A 21639-nucleotide genomic window follows, 5' to 3' on the forward strand; every position below is an offset into this window, starting at 1 on the left:
TCGCCACGGCCGCGTCGGGCGCGAAGGTAAGAGCCGGCAAGGAGACAGACCGTGTTCAAGCGCATCGCCCTCATCCCTGTGCTGTTACTCGCCTTCCTGGGAGTGGCGAACCCCGCCCCGGCCCAGGCGCACGAGCCGCGCCACCTGCGCATCCTGCTCACCAACGACGACGGCTACACCTCCGCCTACCTGCAAGGACTGCGCCAGAAGCTGATCGAGGCGGGCCACGAGGTGACGGTCGTCGCCCCCGACAGCGACGTCAGCATCACCGGCACGGCGATCAACGCCAGGTTCGGCACCACGCTGCAGGCCACCCAGAAGGAACCCGGCGTCTGGGCCGTCGGGGGCAGCCCCAGCGACGCGGTCGCGTTCGGGACGCGCGTCGTGTTCGCCGGCAACCCGCCGGACCTGGTGGTCTCGGGCCCCAACCCGGGTGAGAACGTCGCCGCGACCGCCAACTACTCCGGCACCGTCGCCGCGACGATCACCGCCATCACCGGCGGCATCCCCGCCGTGGCGGTCAGCGTCGCCAGGAACGGCGGCTCCTTCCCCAGCGCCGACCAGTCGATCGCCTTCGCCGTCAAACTCGTCGACCGGCTGGCGGCGACCTCACGCGGCGCCGTCCTGCCCGCCCGCACCGCGCTGAACGTCAACTACCCCGTCACCCCCAACGGCAAGGTCACCGTCGCCAAGCTGGGAACCTCGCTGCCGTTCTCCACCGACTACACCCTCGACTCCACCGCGTGCGCCACCTGCTACCGCATCCTGCCCCTGCCGGCCACCGCCCCCGACCCGGTGACCGACGCCGACCGCACCCTGCTGGCCGCGGGCAACGTCACCATCACCCCGCTGGACGGCAACTGGGAAGCGGGACCGGCCACCGCCACCATCATCCGCCTCCGCCTCAACGCCCTGACCCCCTGAGCCCGGAGCACCCCCGGAACACCGTGGGCCCGCGCACAGGAGACCACCACGGGCCCACAACCCGACCCACCACACGGCTCTACGGCACGGCACCACACGGCTCCAACCCTGCGGTGAGCGGGAGCGGAACGGGGCCGCACGAGGGGTGAGCACGACAGAGCCGCACGACATGGCGACGCGGCTCCTGAACCGCGACTCCTATGAACCGCGACTCCTAAACCGCGGTGAGGATCACGGGCCCGTCGTCGGTGATGGCCACCGTGTGCTCACTGTGGGACGCGCGTGAGCCGTCAACGGTCCGCAACGCCCACCCGTCGGCGGCCGTGAGGTAGCGGCCGTCGCCGCCCCCGGTGAACATCGGCTCGATCGCCAGCACCAAACCCGTCCGCAGCACCAGCCCGCGACCCGGCCGCCCCTGGTTGGCCACGTGCGGGTCCTCGTGCATCCGCCGGCCGATCCCGTGCCCGCCGAAGTCGATCGGCACGCCATACCCGCCCGCCACCGCGACCGAGGAGATGGCGTGCCCGATGTCGCCCATCCGGTTGCCCGGCCGCATCGCGGCGATGCCCGCCCGCAGCGCCTCCTGCGTCGCCTCGATGAGCGCCACATCACGGGCGCGCGGCAGCCCCACCACGAAGCTGACCGCCGAGTCGCCCGCCCACCCGTCGAGGTAGGCGCCGCAGTCGACGCTGACCAGGTCGCCGTCCTTGAGCCGGTAACGGTCCGGGATGCCGTGCACGATCACGTCGTTGATCGACGCGCAGATGACCGCCGGGTAGGGCGTCGGCGCGAAGTGCGGCTGATAGCCCAGGAACGCGGGCTTGGCACCCGCCTCGGCGATGATGGTGGCCGCCAGCTCGTCCAGCTCGTCGACCCGCACCCCCACCGCCGCATGCTTGACGATCGCCTGCAGCGCCCGCGCCACCACGCGGCCCGCTTCGCGCATCGCCTCGATCTCCGCCAATGTCTTGATCTCCACCATGTCGATAACTATACCGGTATTTTTATCCCACTGGTATTCGTATCCCGGCTGTAGACTTGGGTTCATGGTCCGACCCTCGCTGACCCCCGAAGAGCGACGGCGCGGCGAGCAGCTCGGCCTGCTGCTCCGCGACGTACGCGGCGACCGCAGCATCGTCGAAGTCGCCGCCGCGGCCGGCATGTCCGCCGAAACCCTCCGCAAGATCGAGACCGGCCGCATCCCCACCCCGGCCTTCTTCACCATCGCCGCCCTGGCCGACGTCCTCGGCGTCTCCCTCGACCACCTCGCCCTGCGGCTCACCCCCGCCACCCCCGCCTGAGCGAGACGAAACCGGGCCCGCTCAACCACTCACCGCCGCCACACCCGCCCAAAGCCCACCCAGCCACGCGAAACAAGCCAGACCAAAAGCGGGCCGGGCGAAAGCAGGCGAGGCGGAAGCAGGCCCGCTCACCGATCCGGGTCGGCCCGCTTCAACAACGGATGCGCCCGCATCGCCCCCTCCAGCTCACCCGGCAACTCATCGCGGTAACGCCCCAGCGTCGACAGATCACTGTGCCCCAGCACCCGCCGCACCGCGTCCATGTCCACCGCGTCCGCCAGCAGATGCGTCGCCGTCGTATGCCGCAACCCATGCGGCGTCACCGACCGCCGCTGCTCGGCCGCCACCCGCCGCTGCACCCGATCGATCACCCCCTGCACATCACCACGCGCCAGCCGCCGCCCCCGCCACGACAACAACAACGCCTTGTCCGGCAACGCCGCCCGCTCCCGCGCCAGATAAGCCTCCAACGCCAGCGCCACATCGCGGGGGAGCGGCACATCCCGCGTGCGGCCCCCCTTGCCGAAGATCCGCCAATAACGCACCCCGTCATTGGTGTAGAAATCCTCGACATTGGCCCGCACCAGCTCCGACACCCGCGGCCCCAGCGTCGACAACAACAACACGATCAACGCATCACGCAACTCCGTCCGCTGATCACGCCGCCCCGCCGCCGACGCCTCACCCGCCGACCGCGCCGCCCCGATCAACCCCTGCGCCTGCTCCCGCGTCAACGCCCGCCGCTCGGGCCGCAACCCGCCCCGCTCCCTGGCCGTCACCGTCGACAACGCCATCGGATTGATCTGCACCCAGCCCGCCAGCGACGCGTACTTGAACAACGCCGAGATCGAACGCCGAAACCGCGCCTGCGACGACGGACTCTGCCCCCCGCCACCCGCCGAGCGCCGGCCATCCGGCTTACGCGCGAACGCCAGCAAAATCGCGTCGACGTCCTCACCCGACAGGTCGTCCAGCACCGTCGACTCCCCGGCCAGCGCCACCAGCGTCGCCACATCACGCGCATACAGCTCCGCCGTCGCCTGCGACAACGCCCCCGTCAACGTCTTGGCCCGCACCAGCTCCACATAGCGGTCGGCCGCCTCCACCACCGTCAGCCGATCGAGCTCAGCAGGCCGCACCGTCCCCCCTCACCCCAAGATCCACCGAAGATCCACACAGGCAGACGGTAGCGAGCCCCACCGACAGAAAATCAGATGTCGCGGAAGGTCTCGATCCGCGCCCCCAGCGCGTTCAGCCGCTCGGCCAGATCCTCATACCCCCGGTTGATGACGTACACATTGCGCAGCACCGACGTGCCCTCACCCGCCATCATCGCCAGCAGCACCACCACCGCCGGCCGCAGCGCCGGCGGGCACATCATCTCCGCGCTGCGCCAGCGCGTCGGCCCCTCCACCAGCACCCGATGCGGATCCAGCAACTTCACCGACGCCCCCAGCCGCGTCAGCTCCGTCAGATAGATCGCCCGGTTGTCATAGACCCAGTCATGGATCAGCGTCGAACCCTGCGCCGTCGCCGCGATCGCCGCGAAGAACGGCACATTGTCGATGTTCAGCCCCGGAAACGGCATCGGGTGGATCTTGTCGATGGGGGAGACCAGCTTGGAAGGCCGCACCGTCAGATCCACCAGCCGCGTCCGCCCATTGGCCGCCGCGTACTCGGCACCCCGATCGTGATCGAGGCCCATCTCCTCCAGAACCGCCAGCTCGATCTCCAGGAACTCCACCGGCACCCGGCAGATCGTCAGCTCCGACTGCGTCACCACCGCCGCCGCCAGCAGGCTCATCGCCTCCACCGGGTCCTCAGAGGGGGAGTAGTCCACATCCCGCTCGATCGAGGCCACCCCGTGAACCGTCAGCGTCGTCGTGCCCACGCCCTCCACCCGCACACCCAGCTCCTCCAGGAAGAAGCACAGGTCCTGCACCATGTAGTTGGAGGAGGCGTTGCGGATCACCGTCACACCGTCGTGGCGCGCCGCCGCCAGCAGCGCGTTCTCCGTCACGGTGTCACCCCGCTCGGTCAGCACGATCGCCCGCGACGGCGACACCCCCCGGTCCACCCGCGCGTGGTAGAAACCGCCCGTCGCCGTGATGTCCAGCCCGAAGTGCCGCAACGCCGACATGTGCGGCTGCACCGTACGCGTCCCCAGGTCGCAGCCGCCCGCGTACGGAATCTGGAACTGGTCCGTACGATGCATCAACGGCCCCAGGAACATGATCACACTCCTGGTACGCCGCGCCGCCTCGGTGTCCATCGCCTCCAGCTCCAGCCGGGCCGGAGGCACGATCTCCAGGTCACTGCCCTCGTTGATCCACCGCGCCCGCACCCCGATCGAGGCGAGCACCTCCAGGATCCGGTAGACCTCCTCGATCCGCGCCACCTTACGCAGAATCGTCCGCCCCGAGGTCAGCAGCGACGCGCACAGCAGCGCCACACACGCGTTCTTGGAGGTCTTGACATCGATGCTGCCCGACAGACGCCGCCCGCCCACGACCCGCAGATGCATCGGCCCGGCATAGCCCAGCGACACGATCTCACTGTCGAGCGCCTCACCGATCCGCGCGATCATCTCAAGACTGATGTTCTGGTTACCGCGCTCGATCCGGTTCACCGCACTCTGACTCGTCGCCAGAGCATCCGCCAGCTGCAGCTGCGTCCACCCACGGTGCTGGCGCGCGTCACGAATCAACCGGCCGATCCGCACGAGATAATCATCAGTCATAACACGACAACATATCTCACATATGAGATGTGGCCGCACCCGACCCCGCCGACGCGCCGGACAACTCCCGATGCACCGCCAGATGCTCCGGCGTCGCCACCACCTTACGCTTGTGCACGAACGCCTGACGCGCCTGCCGGAACCCATTGCGGTCATCGAACATGTCCCGGCTCATCTCCGCCAGCTCCTCCACCCGATAGGCCTCCAACGGCTTACGCCGCTCATCGGCCTCCCGCACCTCCCGCTTGATCCCCAGCAACCGCTCATAATCATCCCCGGCCGCCAACCGCTCGGCGTACTCCAGCACCGACCGCTCGAACTCCAGCCGCGACCCCACCATCATCCGATCGGCCAGCCCCAGCTCCACCGCCTGCGCCGCACCCACCGGCAACGCCTCACCCGTCAGCCGCCCCGCCACCGACGCACCCACCCGCCGAGGCAGCACGTACGTCCAGAACTCCGACCCGAACAACCCCATCGTCCGATAGTGCGGATTCAACACCACACCCTCACGAATCAGCACCCGATCCGCGCCCAGCCCCATCATCACGCCACCCGCACCCGCGTTACCGCCCACCGACGTCACCATCAGCTGCCCCGTACACGCGATCACCTCACGACACACCTGGTTGATCGCGTTGATGTTCATCCACGCCTCCAGCTCCGGATGACGCGCCGCCTCGATCACATTCAGATGGATGCCGTTGGAGAACACCTCACCACCCCGCAGCACTACCACCCGCGTGTCCTGCGCCGACGCGTACCGCAACGCCGACGCCAGCCGCCGGCACTGCTCGGTCGACATCGCGCCGTTGTAGAAGTCGAAACTCACCACCCCCACCGCGTCACTACGGTCATAGGTCACCTCGCTGTAACCCGGCCGCTCCTCCAGCCCCGCCACCCGATCACCCAGCACCAACGCCGCCGGCAGCTTGATCGCCCCCGGCTCCTCCGCCCGCAGATGCCCCACCCACACCGTGCCGTCACCGGTGTGCACCAGCACCGCGCCCTCACGCCGCGCCACCACCGACCCCGGCGTCCCCACCACCACCGGGCCCCGATACACATCGAACACCCGCATCATCCGCCCCTCCAGCAGCACCCGCCCACCCGGCGCCCCATCGGCCGAACGAACCCGCCGCAACACCGCGTCCGTCGGCTCCGACCAGGAGAACTCCCGGTCGCCATGCCGCATCGCCGGCCGCAACCGCCCCCGCACCAGCGGCGAACGATAATCCAGCGGCACCGGCGCGAACCCCGCGTCCATCGCCTTGGCCGCCACCTCCACCACCAACTCCACCGCCGCGTCGGCCACCGGCCCGTTGTAGAGGGCGGACTTACGCGGCGGCTCGGCCGGCATCGCGAACGTCCGGAACCCCCAGATCGGCCCCGCGTCCATCTCCTCCACCGCCTGCAGCGCCGTCACACCCCACTCCGGCTCGGCGTCGGCGATCGCCCAGTCCAGAGAGGACGGGCCCCGGTCGCCGGGCGGCCCGGGGTGAATGATGATCGTGCGGTGGTTCTGCCACAGCAGCGCCGGGACCTTCTCCTTCAGGAACGGGCAGATGATCAGGTCGGGTTTGGCCAGCTGGGCCGCCTCCAGCATCACCTGCTCCGAGACGGCCAGCTCGACGGTGACGTCGTGACCGGCCCGGCGCAGTTCCAGCCAGGCGCGCTGGGTCAGGCCGTTGAAGGAGGAGCAGAGCAGCAGAATACGCAACGGAGAACTTCTTTCAGGCGGGTCGTTCGAGGGGTACGGGGGCTCGCCGTGTGCGGGCCCGGGGGAGAGGGGCCGGCTCAGCCGGGCACACCTGGGCGCGGGTGACCCCACCGGTCCCAGATGTTTACGGCAGTCCCATATGGCCCGTACATGCCCTCGATGCTGACACGAACCTGCAAGTGCTGATGACACATCTCGGCAAAAATCCGCCCGGACCAGCCCCAAATGACCAGATTTGTCGGAATCGAATGTGGGGGAGAGGTCCCAAAACGGCCCCGAAACCCCCTTCCGCGTCCCGACAACCGGGCCCGCCACGCGACCGAAACCCCGGCCCGGACCGCTTGACACTTGCGGCGCCTCACCGTGATTGCGCCCCTTCCGGTCTGGCTTTCTGTCCTGTCGCAAAAGGGGCCCAACTTCACCGGCCACCGTGACCCGGCGCCCGATCCCTACGGGAACAACGGGGCCGCCACCCTGGCGGTGATCGGACTGGGCAAGGACCGCTCAGTTTCAGGGCCGAGACGCCGCAGGAGTTGGGACGTGCGACTGCTCGCGGGCGAGAAGCACACCGAGGACGGCGGCAAGGAGAGGAAGGCCGGTCTCGAACGGCACCCGTACCGGCTCCTCCCACGTGGTACGCACAGTCAGGGGCCACAGCAGCAACATCCCGGCGGGGACAGCCGGCGACCGCGCCCAGAACCGTTCCGCACAGGGCGCTCAGACCAGCGCGAAAGGCACAGAACCACCTGTTCGACGTAAGCCTTGGCGACCGCGTCGTCCAGCCGGTCATCGAGGCGCTTCTGCTCCTGCACCGTGACCCGCCGCAGGGTGGGGTCGACGATCAGCTCCTCCGGCTGGAGCTGGTAACCGAGATCCCGGACGATCTTCGACGGGACGAAGATCGTCTCCATGTGCGGATCGGCGGCCCTGGTGCTGACCGCCGGGACGGTCCTGGTCGTCGTCTCGTCGTTCTCGTTGATCTCGTAGGAGAGCTCGACCGAGTCGACCTTCACCTCGGCTGACGTGATCACCACGGCCGTGCCCTCGTCGTACGGCGTCGACTGATCGCCCGTCAGGTACCGCAGCAGCTTCTCGTCACCTATGGCCTGATCCCAGTAGACAACTTCCTCCGGTATCTCGACGTTCTCCGCGCTCGCGCGGAAGAACCGAGACTCGGCCGAAGGGCGCTCACTCTGGGCAATCGGCACTCCGGGTAAATCGCGCTCGATCACCGCTCGTATGGTTTCCGCGTCCGCCGCCGAGAAAGGCCCTGCGAACAAGGGGTTCGGCTGGACCAATAAGGTGTCCGGCCGGGCCCTGGGGGAGTATTCGGCCCTGCTCTGCGTCGTTTGGCCGACCGCGATCACCGTCAGCGCGATGCCGAAAGCGCTCGCCATCATCACCACCGTGATCGCGAGCACCGCGCGAACGCGACGATCGGCCAGGTCGCGGGCCGCCAGACGGAAGGGCAGCGGCAGCCGTTCCGCATATGGACCGGTGACCTCCAGCAGCATCGCAGGCAGCGGGCCGAGACCGGCGACAAGCAGACCCGCGCCGATGAGAGTGATCAGCAGTATTCCGAGGGATTCGAAGGCGCCGTAACGCGAATCCTCATGCCCCCACCACGCACCGAGTCCCATCAACAAGAAACTGGCGAACGACACGAACAATCCCACGACGACGAATCGTCGGCGCCACGCTGGCCCCCGCACACCGGGAAGCCGGCCTGATTGCCTGGACAGCGGTCGAAATGGAACTGTACGCGATACCAGACAGAATCCCGCTTCTGTCCGGTATCGCATATTTTCGAGTGATTTAGAGGCGGTTGACGAAGCGGGCGGCGGCGCGCTGGCTCATGCCGGTCTCGCCGCGTACGAGGAAGACGGCCTCCTGGAGCTGGCCATGAGCCTTCATCTCGCGCGCCTGGTCGACGAGGTCGGGGCTGGGGGTGGGGCGGTTGCGGGGGTTCCTGGTCAGCCGGACGGCCAGGATGATCAGGTAGATGGCCAGGGCGGTGACGACGGCGGTGAGCGCGACGAGACCCGTAGTGGAGATCGCCAGGCTGTGCATCTCTCGATCGTAACGCCGCCCGCCGGAGATCAGCGGCGAGATGACGCCCGGATGACGATGAAGGCGATGATCACGATCACGACGATGATCACGGCGAAGACGAGGAGCTCCACGGGGCCTAAGTTCATATTTCTCAGCGTAGGTGGCGAAAGCTGCCGTGTGCGGAGCATCTCCGGTTGCTTGATAATGAACATTATGTCAAGTAGACCGCTTTGAGAGGGGCTCTGACTCGGGGTGGAGCCCCATGTGCGCTTAGTGACGTTGGTCACCCTGCCCGCCGCCCTACCAAGCGGTGATCGTCGGGGCCTGGCCAGGGGGTGTTACAGGAGGTGACGGCCGCCTCCGGTGGGCCGGCGCGGTTCTTGATCATTACGGTGCGTGAGGCCGGAATGCTCTGACCGATGGGTTGACCTTCGGTTGATTCACTGTCCTGGCTGGCCGGATCGCCTTAGGGTGGGAAATCTGCTATCGCGCCGCGAGAGGAGCAGCACGTGGGGAATCAGTCGGTGTTATGTCCAGTGTGTCAGGGAGTTCTGCCCGCCACGGGCCGGGAGTCCTACACGACACTGCGGGGTCGTCTTATTGTGACCAACGGTTACTGCGGAGGTGGTTGCGCCGAGCGGCGGGCCGAGATGGAGCGGACGCAGCAGATGGCGCGTCCTTCGGCCCCGGTTGTGCCGGCCGCTCCCCCGGTGGCTCCCGCGCCTTCCTTGGCTCCTGTCGCCGGTCCGGCGCGGGCGCGGGTGGCGGGCTGATCGTTTTTGTAGCCGGTGCCCGGGTTCTGTGCGGGTGCCGGGTGGGTCTCCGGGCCTGAGTTGTAGTGCTTTTGTCGTATTTGTGGGCTGGCTGTTCTGTGCGTGTGGTCATTCGTGGCCTTGTGTGGTGTGCCAGTAGTCGCGGGTCTGTACGGCGAGGCCGTCGGAGTCGAAGCGGGCGATGACGCAGCCCGCGAGGGTGATGGGTGTGCCTTCGTCGATGGCGTGGACGCGGAATTCGATGACCGCCTGGTCACCGTCCACGATGGGGGTGGCGAAGGTGACGTGCGGTGCGGTTTCGGTGCTGAAGGACCAGCGGATGTAGTCCGCTATGGCGCTTCTCCCCCGGTGTGGTGGCCGGAAGGGCATGGAGGTGTGGACCGCGTCGTGGTGGTAGAGGGTGGCGATGTGGTCGGTGTCGTGGTGGGTCCAGCCGTGTTGCCAGGTGTCGGCGAAGCGCTGGGCGGCTGCTCGGGTGTTCATGGTTCTCAGTGTGGCGGCGTTTAACCGCTCGATTCTGTCGGTGGCGTTGGTTATGGTCTGAGCTCGTGTCTGGTGAGCAGTCGCTGGTCCGCGCGCGCGGGCTGGTGAAGCGGTTCGGGGATTTCGTCGCGGTCGACGGGATCGATATCGACGTGGCGCCTGGTGAGGCGTTCGGTTTCCTGGGTCCCAATGGGGCGGGTAAGTCGTCGACGATGCGGATGATCAGTTGCGTGTCGATGCCGTCTGCGGGTGAGTTGCGGATCTTCGGGCTGGATCCGGTGCGGGAGGGGCCGCGGATTCGGGGGCGGCTGGGTGTCTGCCCGCAGCTGGATAACTTGGACCCTGATCTGACGGTTCGCGAGAATTTGACGACGTACGCCCGTTATTTCGGGTTGTCGCGGGCGCAGGCGCGGGCCCGGGCCGAGGAGCTGCTGGAGTTCGCGCAGCTGAGTGATCGGGCCTCGAGCCGGGTGGAGCCGCTGTCGGGCGGGATGAAGCGGCGGCTGACGATCGCGCGGGCGATGGTGAACGAGCCGGATCTGGTGCTGCTGGACGAGCCGACGACGGGGCTGGATCCGCAGGCGCGTCATCTGCTGTGGGAGCGGTTGTTCCGGTTGAAGCAGCGGGGTGTGACGCTGGTGCTGACCACGCACTACATGGATGAGGCCGAGCAGTTGTGCGATCGGCTGGTGGTGATGGACGGCGGGCGGATCGTGGCCGAGGGGTCGCCGCGTTCGCTGATCGAGGCCCATTCCTCGCCTGAGGTGGTGGAGGTGCGCTTCGGCGGGCAGGAGCTGGCGGATTTCGTGGCGCCGCTGGCCGGGATCGGTGATCGGGTGGATGTGCTGCCGGATCGGATCTTGGTCTACGCCAAGGACGGTGACGCGGCGGTGTCGGAGGTGCATCGGCGTGGGCTGGTGCCCTCCAGTGTGCTGGTGCGCCGTTCGTCGCTGGAGGATGTGTTCCTGCATCTGACGGGCCGGACGTTGGTGGAGTGATGGCGCATCCGACGGTGGCGGTGCTGGAGCGGCATCTGACGCTGTACAAGCGGTTGTGGCGGGCGTCGTTGTTCTCGTCGTTCGTGTTGCCGGTGTTGTTCCTGGCCAGTATCGGGCTGGGGGTGGGTGGTTACGTCGGTGAGGTGGGCGGCGTGCCGTACGTGGAGTGGATCGTGCCGGGGGTGCTGGCGTCGACGGCGTTTCAGATGGCGGTCGGCGAGTGTACGTATGCGGTGTTCGGGGAGTTCCGGTGGAATCGCGGGGCGCATGCGATGTTCGCGACGCGGGTGTCGGTGTGGGACATGGTCGGCGGCTGGCTGCTGTACATCGTGTTCAGGGTCGAGATCGCGGTGGTGGCGTTCCTGCTGGTGGTGGGGGCGTTCGGGGCGTTGTCCTCGCCGTGGGTGGTGTTGACGCCGCTGGTGGCGGCGTTGCTGGCGGTGGCCGTGGCGGCGCCGGTGACGGCGTTCTCGGCGACGATCGAGCATGACAGTTATTTCGCGTTGCTGTTTCGGTTCGTGATGTTGCCCTCGACGTTGTTCGCGGGGGTGTTCTTCCCGGTGGAGCAGTTGCCGGCGCTGGTGCGGCCGGTGGCTTATGCGTCGCCGTTGTGGCATGGGGTGGAGTTGGCGCGGGCGGCGACGTCGGGGGCCGCTCCCCCGTGGCCGCTGTGGGCGCATGCCGGGTGTTTGGTGGTGTTCGCGGCGGGCGGGCTGTGGTGGGCGGGTTACGCGTTCCGTAAGCGACTTCAGGACTGATGATGGTGACGTTGGCGGTGGCCCGGCGGCTGGTGTCCGGCCGGGTTTCGGCGGGGCGTGTTTCGGCGGGCCGGGTGGGTGCGGTGGTGGGCCGCAATGTGGGTGCGTTGCGTTCGGGTGCTTCGTACTGGCTGGTGCTGGTGTCGGGGTTCTTCGAGCCGCTGCTGTATCTGCTGTCGATCGGTGTGGGTGTGGGTGCGCTGGTGGGGCGGATTCCGCTGGGTGATGGCCGGGTGGTGTCCTACGCGGTGTTCGTGGCGCCGGCGATGCTGGCGGTCTCGGCGATGAATGGGGCGTTGTCGGAGACGACGTTCAACTTCTTCTTCAAGATGCGTTATACGAAGACGTTCGAGGCGGTTTTGGCGACGCCGGTGCGGCCGATCGAGGTGGCGTTGGGTGAGTTGACCTGGGCGATGGTGCGCAGTTCTGTTTACACGGCGTTGTTCCTGGTGGTGATGGTGGTGCTGGGGCTGGCCGAGCCGGTGTGGGCGTTGGCGGCGTTTCCGGCGACGATGCTGGTGGGGGTGTCGTTCGGCGCGCTGGGGATGGCGGTGTCGACGGTGCTGCGTGGCTGGCAGGATTTCGATCTGATGACGGCGGCGCAGTTCTCGTTGTTCCTGTTTTCCGGCACCTTCTCCCCCGTGGCGGATTATCCGGGGGTGTTGGAGGTGGTGGTGCGGGTGACGCCGCTGTATCACGCGGTGGAGTTGGTGCGGGGTCTGGCCTCGGGTGTGCCGGAGTGGGGGTTGCTGGGGCATGCGGGTTATCTGGTGGTGATGGCGGTGGCGGGGTTGTGGTTCGCGGCGGGGCGGATTCAGCGGGTGTTGTGCGCGTAGCCGGCCGGTCGTGCCGAGGTGCGGGCGGGGGCGCCGGGGAGCAGGTCTTCTAGGTGCTGACCGTGTCGGCCATCTCCCTGACCGGGTCGAGCGGCACTGAGCCGCCGATCGACAGCGGGGGCTCGTACAGGGCGACGCGGTCGAGGGCGGGCGTGACCAGGTCCGTGCGCAGGACGACGAGCGCACCTGAGCTCAGGCCGAAGATCTGGGATGCGCCGGTCGTCGCGATGAGCGCCTGCAGGTCTTCGACCTCTCGTTTGAGGCTGAAGTCGGCTCCGTTGGGGCCGCTCAGCCCGCGTCCGCGCCGGTCGGGCACGTAGCGGTGTGGTCGCTCGACAGGGCGGTGGCGAGCCTGGTGAGGTGCTGGGATGCCTGCATTCCGCCGTGCGTGAGGATCAGTGCGGGTCTGTGGCCGCGGTGCCGGTAGCCGATCGTGGTTTCGTCGGCGGAGCGAACCTGGCCTTTGCCGTGTTCGTGTGCCGGGGTGTCCGCGTTGGTGCGGCGGGTGCGTGTTGAAGCGTTACGTGTCGGCGGCGGTTCGCCAGGCTTTGTCCCGAACGCCGGAATCGGTGTCATCGTGATCCTCCATCCGCATGGGTGAACAACGTTCACGTGGGTGGAGCGGTGTTGTCGCCCCCGACGGTTTCGACTGGGCGCTGCGCTGAGGGTCAACTACCTGCCTGGTGACGGTCGTGATGGTGCGGGCGGAGCGGTCCGCGCTTGTCTGCGGGCCATGGCAGGGAGCGGCCACGCCGTGGTGCGGGCGGGCAGGGCGCTTGCCTGTGCGGCCGATGGCGGTCGTCTCGTTGGCGAGCTCTGAGCGCTGAAGGTCAGGCGTAGGGGTGTACGGCGGTGACCGAGCTGAGCGGGAGTGGACCGTACAGGTGGGGGAAGCCGTTCTCGAGGCGGATGTCGAGTCCGGCGGGGTCGATGCGGAGGATGAGCAGCGGCTGGGTGACGTGGCCGTAGAAGGCGGTGTGTACGCCGTGGAGCTGGTCGAGGTCGCGGCTGCAGTGGATGAAGCCCTCTTGGTCGAGGGTGCGGCCGAGGGTGGAGATGCGGTACTCCCCCGCCGGCTGGGCGGCGGCCCAGTCGGCGGCCAGGGCGAGGTGGAGGATGTCTATGGTGTCCATTCGGATTCGAGCATGGCATAGATGACCTCGGAGGCCCATTCGCCTTTGACCTGCTCGTTGTCGATGAGGTGGGCTTCGCGGCGCAGGCCGAGTTTTTCCAGTACGCGGCCTGAGGCGGTGTTGCGGGCGTCGAGGCGGCCGACGATGCGGTGCAGGCCGAGTCCTTCGAAGCCGAGGCGGAGCAGTTCGCGGCCGGCTTCGGGGGCGTAGCCGCGGCGGTGGTGGTCGGGGTGCAGGATGTAGCCGATCTCGCCTTGGCGGTGTTGTGCGCTGGTCCAGATCAGGACGCCGTTGCCGATGAGCTGGCCGGTGTCGCGCAAGGTGATGGCGATGTCGAGGGCGTCTCCTTCGCCGAGGAGGGCGACGCGGGTGATCTTCCTTTCGAGGAAGGTGCGTACGGTGTCGAGGTCGCGGGGTTCCCAGTAGAGGTAGCGGGCGACGTCGGGCCGGGACTCGTAGGCGTGCAGCGCGTGGAGGTCGTCGGGGGTGAAGGGGCGCAGCAGGAGGCGGTCGGTGAGGATCGGGTAGTGGGGTTTGAGCACGGAGGCAGTGTAGATAATCCGTCTTCGGGGGCGCGAGGCGTTTTCGCCGGGCGGGCACGCGGGCGGGCGGGCGGGCAGACAACCGGGCGGGCGGTGGCGGGTGTTCGGCATACCAGGGGTCAGTGGGCGCCGGCGAGGTTGAGGACGATGACGCCGCCGATGATGAGCAGGATGCCGCCGATCTTGAGCGGGGTGAGGGTCTCCCCCAGGAAGGCGGCGCCGATGAGGGCGATGGCGGCGGTGCCGGCGCCGGACCAGACGGCGTAGGCGGTGCCGACTTCGAGCTGCATCTTCAGGGCGCGGGCGAGCAGGACGAAGGAGATGAGGTAGCCGATGGCGACGATGGCGGTCCAGCCGAGGTGGGACAGGCCGTTGCTGAGTTTGAGCGCGGTGGTCGCGATGACCTCGGCGGCGATGGCGATCGCGAGCAGCAACCAGGCCATGGTGAATCCCTCCCCGTGAGCGGCAGTGAGATGGCCTCGGTGTGATCGTGGGTAGCGCTGGAGCCGCTGCCGGTCACCGCCGGGGCCATGAAGACGAGTGTGCTGACCGAGGCGGCGTGTGTCGAACCCCCGATCGGTGGGTGGCCGGTGAGGCGGAAGCGCTTGAAAAGGGAGTCGAATGCGTGTTCCACTGGGGCCGTGGGTTGGGACGCGCTTTCGCTTGTTGAGGCCGCAGATGATCGTCCGATGATCGAGCGGCGGGCGGTGCTGCGTGACGGCTTTTATGAGACGCAGGCCCGCACGATGATCGAGCGGGTGCCGCAGAGTGCGGGGATCGCTCAGCGGTGGGCCGTCTCCCCCTATCGTGGCTGTGCTCATGCTTGCCGTGGCTGTGGTGCCCGTGCGGGTCATCGGCGGCTGGGGTTGGACGCGGGGCGGGATTTCGACACGCGGATCGTGGTCAAGCCCAACGCGGTGACACGGTTGCGGGCGGAGCTGGCGCGCTGGGGTGGTGAGGCGCTGGCGGTGGGGGTCAGTGGTGACTGTTACCAGCAGGCGGAGGCGACTTATCGGCTGATGCCGGGCATCGTGGAGGCGCTGGGTGAGGCGGCGGTGCCGTTCACCGTCTACACCAAGAGTCCGCTGGTGTTGCGGGATGCCGCGGTGCTGGCGCGGGCGGGGGCGCAGGTGGCGGTCTCGATCGCGTTCGTCGACGAGCGGATCCGGCGTGGGGTGGAGCCGGGCGCGGTGGGTGCGCAGGCGCGGCTGGAGCTGGTGTCGGCGCTGGTGGAGGCGGGGGTGTCGTGCCGAGTGCTGATGGCTCCGGTGCTGCCGTTGCTCAGTGATGGGGCCGATCAGTTGTCGGCGACGGTACGCCGGATCGCGGCCACGGGGGCCAAGGTGGTGGAGCCGGTGGTGTTGCGGCTGCCGCCGGGGACGCGGCAGTGGTATCTGGAGTGGCTGGGTGAGGCGCATCCGCATCTGGTGGAGCGCTATGAGGAGTTGTACGACGGGGCGGGGTTGCCGGCGGCCGATTACGAGGAGCGGATCACGGGGCAGATCGGGCAGTTGTGCCGGGTCTACGGCATGCGGTCGGGGCCGCCGGAGCCGCCGGAGCGTGAGCCGCGGTTCCCGCAACTCGCGCTGGTCTGACTACTGTCAAGATTTAAGGCTGTCGCCTTAGAATCTTGGGTGTCCTATCAGTGAGCAGAAGGGCGCCGCCATGACCGCCGAACCCGTCTCCCGTTACCCCTTCGACCGGACCGAGGCCCTGCAGCCGCCGCGGGAGTGGGCCCAGTTGCAGAGCGGGTGCCCCGTGGCGCACGTACAGCTGCCCAGCGGCGACACCGCCGAGCTGGTGACCCGCTACGACGATGTGCGCACGCTGCTGACCGACCCGCGCTTCAGCCGCGGCGGCGCCGACGCCGCGCGGGTGTCCACCACCGCCGACGGCGGGATCTTCGCCCGCGGCATGGCGAGCGGGAGCATGATCGCCGGGACCGGGCATCGGCGATGGCGGCGGCTGCTGACCCCGTCGTTCACCATCCGCAAGATCGAGGCCTGGCGCCCGCGGGTGCAGCGGATGGCCGATGAGCTGGTGGACGGCATGCTGGCCGGTGGCTCTCCGGCGAACCTGTCGCGCGAGCTGGGCCTGCCGCTGCCGGTGCAGGTCATCTGCGCTCTGGTGGGGGCGCCGAGTGAGGATCAGGACAAGTTCGCGCACTGGTCTCAGGTGATGCTGACGCTGACCCGCTACGAGCAGTCGGAGGTGGAGAAGGCGTATGAGGAGTTCGGCGCGTATGTGTCGGATCTGGTGGATGACAAGCGTGCCGCGCCGGGCGATGACATGCTCAGCGAGCTGACGCAGATCTCCGACAGCCAGGACGGGCGGCTCAGCCATGAGGAGCTGATCGCGACCGTGCAGGCGCTGCTGCTGGCCGGGCATGAGACGACCTCGAACATGATCGCCATCATGGTGGCGATGCTGCTGTCGGAGCCGGGGCGTTACGCGGCGGTGGCGGAGGACCCGGAGCTGATCCCGGGCACGGTCGAGGAGGTCCTGCGGCTGGACAGCACGCTCAGCGTGGTGGGCATGCCGCGGGTGGCGACCGAGGAGACCGACTTCGGCGGGGTGCGGGTCAGCGCGGGTACGACGCTGATCCCGTGCCGGCCCGCGGCCAACCGGGATCCGCGTAAGTTCGCCGATCCCGACCACTTCGACGCGCGCCGTGACAACGCGGGCCAGCATCTGGCGTTCGGCGCGGGGCCGCACTTCTGCCTGGGCCAGCCGCTGGCCCGGATGGAGCTTCAGGTCGTGCTCGGCACGCTGGCCCGGCGGCTGCCCGGGCTGGGTCTGCGGGATGCTCCCGGTGATCTGCGGCTGCGTACGGGGTTGTTGTCCGGGGGGCTGCAGGACGTGTGGGTCACCTGGTGAGGAGCGGCCTGCTTCGGCGTCTCAGCCGGTGGTGAACCACAGGCGGATGAGGTGGCGGCGCTCCGGTTTTGGGTGGTCTTCGTAGGCGGTGCGGCCGTGCAGGACGACGTGGTTGTTGAGGAACTGCATGTCGCCCTCCCGCAGGTCCATGGTGAGCACGAACCGGGGGTCGTTGGTCAGCCGGTCGAGCAGGTCCATCGCCTCTCGCTGCGCCGGGGTGAACGGCGGTACGCAGGCGCCGCGCTGGGCCGAGCGCAGGTAGTCGGGCCCGTAGGAGAACGACACCCTGCCGTCCTGGCCCAGCGTGCACAGCGGTTTGGTGTAGAAGCTGTCGGGGCCGTCGCCGGTGCGCCGGTCGTGCCACCACGGCTGGTAGAGCACTTCGGCCAGGTCGGGGCGGGTCCGGACGACCTCGTTGTGCACCGCTGCGGAGCTGACGATGACGCTGAGGCCGCCTGACTTGGCCGGCCGCACGCACAGCAGGGCGACGACGTCGGTGGGGTCGCTGTGGTAGCCGAGCGGCCCGTTGTGCTGGTAGCTGCGGGTGCGTGGCTGGGAGGGGTCGGCGCCGGTGTCTCGTACGTGCACCAGCGGCACCGGGCCGGGTCCCTGTGAGACGATCGGGCCGATGTGGCAGCCGAGGCCGAGTCCGGCGATCTCGCGCTGCCGCTCGCTCATCTGGCCGACGGGCACTCCCTGGAGCAGGGCGAACCCGTGACCGTCCACGATCTCCTCACGCACTCGCCGCAGGAGTGGCCCGAGCCTCGGCAGCGGGAAGCCGTCCGGGGTGATCTCCTGCGGCGCCAGGCCGGCCGTCTCCGCCGCCCGTACGGCGCCGAGCACCTCGTGCCGATGCTCCTCGTTGAGCGCGACCCTCCATGTGTGGCTGTCGCGGATCTCCGCCGCCAGCCATTGGCCGGGTCCCAGCACTTGTGCGATCGCCATGGTGGCCACCTCTCCGCTCGTCGTGGGTCTTGGATTCACCCTGTCGTCCTTGCTCTTGCGTGGCACCCCCTCATCGCCCACGGCGCAACTGCTTCACCCACAGCGGAAGGGCTCTGGAGGCCTGCCTCCCGTTGATTGCAAAGAGTGATTGTTCATAACTTTAAGTAGTGTTACAGTGCGGGTGCCGGTTCACCGCCTCCCTGAAGGAGCGCCATGTCCGTGCCCGACGTTCTCGCCCGGAAATTCGACAAGAGATTCACCTTGTACGACGCCGATGGTGACGGTGTGCTCACCAGGGACGACTTTCAGCTCGCGGCCACGAGGTTCTTGGCGGCGTTCGGCGTGCCGGCCGACTCCGCCAAGGGCCGGGACGTGGTGGCCGCCTACGCGAGCATGTGGAACGCCTTGATCCACAGTGCCGACGATGACAGCGACGGGCACCTGTCCCGCGCGGAGTTCACCGCCTACCTGTCCGGCCAGGAGTTCCGCACGAGCGGCTACGCGGCGACCGCCGGCCGGATCGCCGAGTCCGTCCTGACCGTCTGCGACATCGACGGCGATGGCCGGATCTCCTTTGAGGAGTTCGCCGCCATCCCCGGCATCTGCTCCCTGTCCGAAGCCGAGCGGCGTGAGGTGTTCGATCGGCTGGACACCGACGGCAGCGGGCATCTCGACATCAGCGAGATCCACGCCGCGCAGCGGGACTTCTATGCCAGCACCGACCCGGGTGCGCCCGGCAACCTGATCTTCGGCCGATTCTGAGGAGCCAGAGGTGGAGCATCCCCCGCAGCCGGACGGTCACTGCCGTGTCATTCGGTCCGCTTTGATGTATGAGGGCAAGCAGCATCTGCAGTTCTTCGCCGGTATCGCCGCCGAGACCGTGGGTGCGCGCAATATCTGCATGCACCTGCAGACCATTCCTCCCTCGGGCAGCGGCCGGGCTCATAAGCACGACCATCACGAGACGGCCATCTATGTGATCAAGGGTGCTGTAGGTGCCTGGTACGGCGAGAATCTGGAGCATTACCTGCAGGCGCGCCAAGGGGAGTTCATTTACATCCCCGCCAGTACGCCGCACATGCCGGTGAATCTCAGTGACAGCGAGCCCGCCGAGGTCGTCCTGGCTCGCACGGATCCGCGCGAGCAGGAGAGCACGATTCTTCTGCCCGACCTGGAGAGCCGACGGCCTCCTCTGGAGGGTCTCGGGGCCGGCTGAGCTGCGACTCAGATGGCCAGGGTGGTGGCGATGCCGTTGAGGACGTAGGTGAGGCCGGTTTCGAACTGCCACTGCGTGTCGTCCTTGCGGGTGGCGGTCTGAAGGTAGCGCTGGAAGGTGGGATAGCGGCCGGTCCGCATGTGCCAGATCATCTGCGGTGCCAGATCGCCGGCGTAGACATGGTCGACCATCAGCTCCAGGAGATCGTCTTTGCCTGATACGTGGCGGTAGGGCGCCATGGGGGCGACGCCCAGTTCGGTGGCCAGGCGGCGCATGGTGATGGCCTCCAGACCTTCGGCGTCGGCGATCTCGACCGCGGTCGTGGCGATGCGCTGCGGGGAGAGCGTCTGTCGCTGCGCGGGGGCTGAAGAACGCCATCGACTGGCACTCCAGGGAATGGCACGCCAAGCCGGTCGGCTTCCGATCTGGCCCTGACCCTGCTGAGCAGTTGGGGCGGAACCACCTACTCCTGGTTCTCACCCCAGATCCTCGCCCTTGCCGCCGCCGCCGTTCTCGCCTTGGCCGCCTTCGTGGCCGTCGAACGGCGCACCGCCGAGCCGGTCATCCCGCCCCGCTTGTTCCACGACCGCGACTTCACCCTCGCCCAGATCCTCAGCTTCCTGGTCGGCGCGATCATGCTCAGCGTGACCAACTACCTGCCGCAGTACATGCAGTTCGTCCAGGGAGCCTCACCCACGGTCAGCGGCATGCTGCTGCCCCTGATGTTCGGCATGCTCGGCGCGCAACTGATCACCGGCCATCTCATCAGCCGAAATGGCCGCTACCAATCGGCACCAATCGGCGCCGCCGTTCTCGCGCTGATCGCCTTCGCGGCGTCCTGGCTCGTCCGCGAAACCCCGCTGCGTGAGCATCCCCCTGCCCCGGCGGAGCCCGCCGTGACGGGGCCTGAGCAAAGGGAGCGGCGGGGTGGCGGTGACGCGGCCCGCTTGTCCGCCGAGAAGGCGACATGAGCGAGGCGGCCTGCCCGGGCCTGCCGGCCTACAGGGCGCTGCCCTTCTTCCACTTGGAGAACGGCAGCTGCCAGAAGCCCCAGCCGTTGTTCCATTCCAGGTCGCGGGTGGTGCCCTTGATGTCGACGACGTCGCCGCGCTGGAAGTGGTTGTAGAACCACAGGGCCTGGTCGGGGCGGGAGTTGATGCAGCCGTGGCTGACGTTGGAGCGGCCCTGGGCCCAGACGTTGTCCTTGGCGTGGACGTACTCGCCGGAGTTGGAGATCCGCACGGCGTGGTTGATCATGACGTCGTAGTAGCCGGGGTCGCCCTTCTTGCGGCCGGGCGAGATCATGCGGACCGGGTTGCCGCGCTCCATGGTCAGGTGGACGCCGGAGGTGGTGGTGTACTCGCGGGTGGTGGCCATGCCGGCGCTGATGCGCATCGTCTGCACGCGCTTGCCGTCGCGGTAGACGTACATCATGTGCTTCTTGGTGTCGACCTTGCTGATCACGCGGGCGCCGATCTTCAAGGTGGTGGCGGAGTCCTTGACGCCGTACATGCCCTTGCCGCCCTTGACGCCGGTGAGGCGGGCGTTGAAGGTGACCTTCTGGTGGGCGGGCCAGTACTTGGCGGTGCGGTAGATGACGGTGGTGTCGTTGATCCAGCGCCAGGCGCCGTCGACGGGCTTTTGCGCGTCGACCTCCAGGGCGCGTTCGACGGTGGCCTTCTCGCTGACGGGCTGGTTGAAGGTGACGATGATCGGCGCCCCCACGCCGACCGTCTCCCCCTTGGCGCTGGGTGTGACGTCGATGACCTGCAGTTCGCGCTCGGGCTTGAGCGTCTTGAACGTGCTGGCGGCGCTGGTGACGCCGGCCTTGGCGCTGACGTTGTAGGAGCTGGAGGGCAGCAGGGTGCCCTTGGAGACCCATTTGGTCTTGTCGGCGTTGAAGGTGCCCTCGACGCTCTTGCCGCCGCCTTCGGCCGTGACCTCTTCCAGGGTGCCGCCGGCGGCGGTCACGACGATCTTCTTGTCGGGGCTGATCTTCGAGCTGCCCTCGGCGGGTGAGATCTTGATCGTCGGCGCTTCCGGGGTCGCGGAGGTGGTCGCCTTGGCCGCGTCGGCGTTGCCCGGGGCGGGGGGAGTGCTCGAGCAGGACGCGGTCAGTGCCGCGGCCGCGAGCAGGGCCATGCCCGTGACGGGCGTCCTCCAACCGGGCTTGACGTTCAAGTCAGTCCTCTCCCCCATAACAGCAAACTCAATGTCAAAGACCTTAATGCTCCTGCATGTAAGACGCGGAGGAGTTTGGGATAGTTCGGTAACATTTAAATCACTTGTTGCTGGGAACCCCAGGTCAGCCGGGCGCAACAGGAGTAAAGAGGCGAAACCC

Annotated in this window: 25 protein-coding genes; 10 read left to right on the top strand and 15 right to left on the bottom strand. The window is 68.0% G+C overall.

The window, feature by feature from the left end:
- Window positions 1-51: 51 nt before the first annotated feature.
- On the top strand, window positions 52-924 hold the full coding sequence (locus AB0L53_RS52480; protein WP_364012377.1) for a 5'/3'-nucleotidase SurE: 873 nt from the start codon (window positions 52-54) through the stop codon (window positions 922-924).
- 214 nt (window positions 925-1138) lie between these two features.
- On the opposite strand, the gene map is transcribed toward AB0L53_RS52480, so the two are convergent.
- On the bottom strand, window positions 1139-1906 hold the full coding sequence (map, locus tag AB0L53_RS52485; RefSeq protein ID WP_364012380.1) for a type I methionyl aminopeptidase: 768 nt from the start codon (window positions 1904-1906) through the stop codon (window positions 1139-1141).
- Window positions 1907-1970: 64 nt separating this feature from the next.
- Between map and AB0L53_RS52490 the strand changes: the two genes are divergently transcribed.
- Complete coding sequence (locus AB0L53_RS52490) at window positions 1971-2225, top strand: helix-turn-helix transcriptional regulator (protein WP_357645069.1); 255 nt, start codon at window positions 1971-1973, stop codon at window positions 2223-2225.
- A 128-nt stretch (window positions 2226-2353) separates the two neighbouring features.
- On the opposite strand, the gene AB0L53_RS52495 is transcribed toward AB0L53_RS52490, so the two are convergent.
- From AB0L53_RS52495 to AB0L53_RS52520, 6 genes are all read right to left on the bottom strand, one after another.
- Window positions 2354-3364 carry a tyrosine-type recombinase/integrase gene (locus tag AB0L53_RS52495; RefSeq protein ID WP_364012384.1) on the bottom strand — a complete coding sequence of 337 codons (1011 nt, stop codon included), beginning with the start codon at window positions 3362-3364 and terminating at the stop codon, window positions 2354-2356.
- A 71-nt stretch (window positions 3365-3435) separates the two neighbouring features.
- Window positions 3436-4965 carry a UDP-N-acetylglucosamine 1-carboxyvinyltransferase gene (locus tag AB0L53_RS52500; RefSeq protein ID WP_357956813.1) on the bottom strand — a complete coding sequence of 510 codons (1530 nt, stop codon included), beginning with the start codon at window positions 4963-4965 and terminating at the stop codon, window positions 3436-3438.
- A 16-nt stretch (window positions 4966-4981) separates the two neighbouring features.
- Window positions 4982-6685: an enoyl-CoA hydratase-related protein gene (locus AB0L53_RS52505; RefSeq protein WP_364012387.1), complete on the bottom strand. Its 1704-nt coding sequence runs from the start codon at window positions 6683-6685 to the stop codon at window positions 4982-4984.
- Window positions 6686-7329: 644 nt separating this feature from the next.
- Window positions 7330-8487, bottom strand: a complete 1158-nt coding sequence (locus AB0L53_RS52510; RefSeq protein ID WP_364012390.1) for a hypothetical protein — start codon at window positions 8485-8487, stop codon at window positions 7330-7332.
- A gap of 13 nt (window positions 8488-8500) precedes the next feature.
- Complete coding sequence (locus AB0L53_RS52515; protein ID WP_357956819.1) at window positions 8501-8755, bottom strand: hypothetical protein; 255 nt, start codon at window positions 8753-8755, stop codon at window positions 8501-8503.
- 863 nt (window positions 8756-9618) lie between these two features.
- Window positions 9619-9993: a nuclear transport factor 2 family protein gene (locus AB0L53_RS52520; RefSeq protein ID WP_364012393.1), complete on the bottom strand. Its 375-nt coding sequence runs from the start codon at window positions 9991-9993 to the stop codon at window positions 9619-9621.
- 104 nt (window positions 9994-10097) lie between these two features.
- Between AB0L53_RS52520 and AB0L53_RS52525 the strand changes: the two genes are divergently transcribed.
- From AB0L53_RS52525 to AB0L53_RS52535, 3 genes are read left to right on the top strand one after another with little or no spacing between them, the layout of a single operon-like run.
- Complete coding sequence (locus tag AB0L53_RS52525; RefSeq protein WP_364012395.1) at window positions 10098-10991, top strand: ATP-binding cassette domain-containing protein; 894 nt, start codon at window positions 10098-10100, stop codon at window positions 10989-10991.
- Window positions 10991-11749 (top strand): ABC transporter permease, encoded by a 759-nt coding sequence (locus AB0L53_RS52530; protein ID WP_364012398.1) that lies wholly within the window; start codon window positions 10991-10993, stop codon window positions 11747-11749. The genes AB0L53_RS52525 and AB0L53_RS52530 overlap by 1 nt, the downstream gene beginning before the upstream one ends.
- Window positions 11749-12585, top strand: coding sequence for an ABC transporter permease (locus AB0L53_RS52535; RefSeq protein ID WP_364012401.1), 837 nt, complete (start codon window positions 11749-11751; stop codon window positions 12583-12585). The genes AB0L53_RS52530 and AB0L53_RS52535 overlap by 1 nt, the downstream gene beginning before the upstream one ends.
- A 49-nt stretch (window positions 12586-12634) precedes the next feature.
- Here the strand turns inward: AB0L53_RS52535 and AB0L53_RS52540 are convergent, their stop codons facing one another.
- The 5 genes from AB0L53_RS52540 to AB0L53_RS52560 all read right to left on the bottom strand — a co-directional run bounded on the left by AB0L53_RS52540 (window position 12635) and on the right by AB0L53_RS52560 (window position 14703).
- A complete protein-coding gene (locus AB0L53_RS52540) occupies window positions 12635-12901 on the bottom strand; it encodes an alpha/beta hydrolase (protein WP_364012404.1) in 267 nt (88 codons plus the stop codon).
- Window positions 12874-13161: a hypothetical protein gene (locus tag AB0L53_RS52545; RefSeq protein ID WP_364012407.1), complete on the bottom strand. Its 288-nt coding sequence runs from the start codon at window positions 13159-13161 to the stop codon at window positions 12874-12876. The genes AB0L53_RS52540 and AB0L53_RS52545 overlap by 28 nt, the downstream gene beginning before the upstream one ends.
- A gap of 254 nt (window positions 13162-13415) precedes the next feature.
- Entirely contained in the window at window positions 13416-13718 is a 303-nt protein-coding gene (locus tag AB0L53_RS52550; protein ID WP_364012410.1) for a DUF952 domain-containing protein, read from the bottom strand.
- Window positions 13706-14260, bottom strand: coding sequence for a GNAT family protein (locus tag AB0L53_RS52555; protein ID WP_364012413.1), 555 nt, complete (start codon window positions 14258-14260; stop codon window positions 13706-13708). Before AB0L53_RS52555 ends, AB0L53_RS52550 begins: the two co-directional genes overlap by 13 nt.
- Before the next feature lie 119 nt (window positions 14261-14379).
- On the bottom strand, window positions 14380-14703 hold the full coding sequence (locus AB0L53_RS52560; RefSeq protein WP_364012416.1) for an SMR family transporter: 324 nt from the start codon (window positions 14701-14703) through the stop codon (window positions 14380-14382).
- 246 nt (window positions 14704-14949) lie between these two features.
- On the opposite strand from AB0L53_RS52560, the gene AB0L53_RS52565 reads away from it, so the two are divergent.
- Window positions 14950-15855, top strand: coding sequence for a radical SAM protein (locus AB0L53_RS52565; protein WP_364012419.1), 906 nt, complete (start codon window positions 14950-14952; stop codon window positions 15853-15855).
- 70 nt (window positions 15856-15925) lie between these two features.
- Window positions 15926-17137, top strand: a complete 1212-nt coding sequence (locus AB0L53_RS52570; RefSeq protein WP_364012422.1) for a cytochrome P450 — start codon at window positions 15926-15928, stop codon at window positions 17135-17137.
- Between the two features lie 21 nt (window positions 17138-17158).
- On the opposite strand, the gene AB0L53_RS52575 is transcribed toward AB0L53_RS52570, so the two are convergent.
- Window positions 17159-18082, bottom strand: coding sequence for a TauD/TfdA family dioxygenase (locus AB0L53_RS52575; RefSeq protein ID WP_364012425.1), 924 nt, complete (start codon window positions 18080-18082; stop codon window positions 17159-17161).
- Between the two features lie 213 nt (window positions 18083-18295).
- Between AB0L53_RS52575 and AB0L53_RS52580 the strand changes: the two genes are divergently transcribed.
- Window positions 18296-18844: an EF-hand domain-containing protein gene (locus AB0L53_RS52580; RefSeq protein ID WP_364012428.1), complete on the top strand. Its 549-nt coding sequence runs from the start codon at window positions 18296-18298 to the stop codon at window positions 18842-18844.
- A gap of 10 nt (window positions 18845-18854) precedes the next feature.
- Window positions 18855-19298: a cupin domain-containing protein gene (locus AB0L53_RS52585; RefSeq protein ID WP_364012431.1), complete on the top strand. Its 444-nt coding sequence runs from the start codon at window positions 18855-18857 to the stop codon at window positions 19296-19298.
- A gap of 8 nt (window positions 19299-19306) precedes the next feature.
- Here the strand turns inward: AB0L53_RS52585 and AB0L53_RS52590 are convergent, their stop codons facing one another.
- Window positions 19307-19723 (bottom strand): TetR family transcriptional regulator, encoded by a 417-nt coding sequence (locus AB0L53_RS52590; RefSeq protein WP_364012612.1) that lies wholly within the window; start codon window positions 19721-19723, stop codon window positions 19307-19309.
- A 15-nt stretch (window positions 19724-19738) separates the two neighbouring features.
- Here AB0L53_RS52590 and AB0L53_RS52595 point away from each other — a divergent pair, with 15 nt between their 5' ends.
- Window positions 19739-20269: an MFS transporter gene (locus AB0L53_RS52595; RefSeq protein WP_364012615.1), complete on the top strand. Its 531-nt coding sequence runs from the start codon at window positions 19739-19741 to the stop codon at window positions 20267-20269.
- 28 nt (window positions 20270-20297) lie between these two features.
- Here the strand turns inward: AB0L53_RS52595 and AB0L53_RS52600 are convergent, their stop codons facing one another.
- Window positions 20298-21479: an Ig-like domain-containing protein gene (locus tag AB0L53_RS52600; RefSeq protein ID WP_364012434.1), complete on the bottom strand. Its 1182-nt coding sequence runs from the start codon at window positions 21477-21479 to the stop codon at window positions 20298-20300.
- Window positions 21480-21639 lie beyond the last annotated feature (160 nt).

The sequence above is a fragment of the Nonomuraea sp. NPDC052129 genome (genome assembly GCF_040680095.1).
Classification (GTDB): Bacteria; Actinomycetota; Actinomycetes; order Streptosporangiales; family Streptosporangiaceae; genus Nonomuraea.